2 protein-coding genes are annotated in these 1341 nt (G+C 74.7%); one reads left to right on the forward strand and one right to left on the reverse strand.

Features of this window, described 5'->3' with window-relative positions; all coding sequences use genetic code 11:
• Positions 1–282, reverse strand: a 282-nt coding sequence (locus B9S61_RS04660; RefSeq protein ID WP_181007245.1) for a LysE/ArgO family amino acid transporter, incomplete at its 3' end; no start/stop codon positions are given.
• A gap of 70 nt (positions 283–352) precedes the next feature.
• Here B9S61_RS04660 and B9S61_RS04665 point away from each other — a divergent pair.
• On the forward strand, positions 353–1249 hold the full coding sequence (locus tag B9S61_RS04665) for a LysR family transcriptional regulator ArgP (RefSeq protein WP_103541051.1): 897 nt from the start codon (positions 353–355) through the stop codon (positions 1247–1249).
• Positions 1250–1341 lie beyond the last annotated feature (92 nt).

A 1341-nucleotide genomic window follows, 5' to 3' on the forward strand; every position in this document is an offset into this window, starting at 1 on the left:
CACCCGGCGGGCGGCCAGGGCGCCGTATCCGAGCAGGAAGGCTCCGCCGATCCAGCCGACCGCCGTCAGCGCGCCGGGCCACGCCACGACCACCGCGCCGACGCCGCCGACGCCCAGGGCGATGAGCGCCGCGTCGGACAGGGCGCAGATGCCGACGACGGCGAGCACGGCGTCACGGCGGATGCCCTGGCGCAGGACGAAGGCGTTCTGGGCGCCGATGGCGACGATGAGGGAGAGGCCGGTGCCGAATCCGGCGGCGGCGGTGGTCAGCGAGCTGGTCATGCCGAGGACGTTATGGGCACCACCGGGGTGCAGTACAGCTAATGATTCTTAGGTACCCTTAGCCGTCGTGATGGCAGACCTTCCCCTGGACCAGGTACGGACCCTGCTCGCGGTCGTGGACGAGGGGACGTTCGACGCGGCGGCGGCGGCACTGCACGTGACGCCGTCGGCGGTGAGCCAGCGGGTGAAGGCGCTGGAGCAGCGCACGGGCCGGGTACTGCTGCTGCGCACCAAGCCGGTACGGCCGACCGAGTCGGGCGAGGTGCTGGTCCGGCTGGCCCGCCAGGTGGCCCGGCTGGAGCGGGACGCGCACGCCGAGCTGGGGCTGAGCGGGGGCGGGGAACCGACCCGGGTGTCGGTGGCGGTGAACGCGGACTCGCTGGCCACCTGGTTCCTGGGGGCACTCACCCGGCTTCCCTCCCGGACCGGGTTCTGTTTCGAACTGCGCCGGGAGGACGAGGCGCATACGGCCGCGCTGCTCCGTGAGGGGGCCGTCATGGCCGCGGTGACCTCGTCACCGGACGCGGTGCCGGGCTGTTCCGTGCGGCACCTGGGCCGGATGCGCTACCTCCCCGTGGCACACCCGGAGTTCGCCGCCGCGCATCTCACGGAGCCGCTGCGTGAGGCGCTGCCCGGGGCGCCGGTCGTGGTCTTCGACCGGCGGGACGACTTCCAGGACGGTTTCGTACGCCGGTTCACCCGCGGCGGCGCCGAGGCGAGCGCGCGGCGGCACCACGTACCGACCTCGGAGGGCTTCGTCGAGGCGGTCGCCTCCGGACTGGGCTGGGGCATGGTCCCGGAAGCCCAGGCGGAGCCCCTGCTCCGCGCCGGCCGCCTGCTGGTGTTCGCCCCGGACCACGCGGTCGACGCGCCCCTGTACTGGCAGCAGTGGAAGCTGGACTCCCCCGCCCTGGCGGCGGTGACCGACGCGGTCGCCGAAGCGGCGTCGGCGGCACTGCGCCGCTGAGGGTCTCCGGCGGGTCATGCCGCAGGCCCCGGCCCCGGAACGCACGCCGCCCCGCCCACCGCCGTGAAGGCGGAGAGGTGCCCCGGCGGCCC

The organism is Streptomyces sp. SM1 (genome assembly GCF_002910825.1).
Taxonomy (GTDB): Bacteria; Actinomycetota; Actinomycetes; order Streptomycetales; family Streptomycetaceae; genus Streptomyces; species Streptomyces okerensis.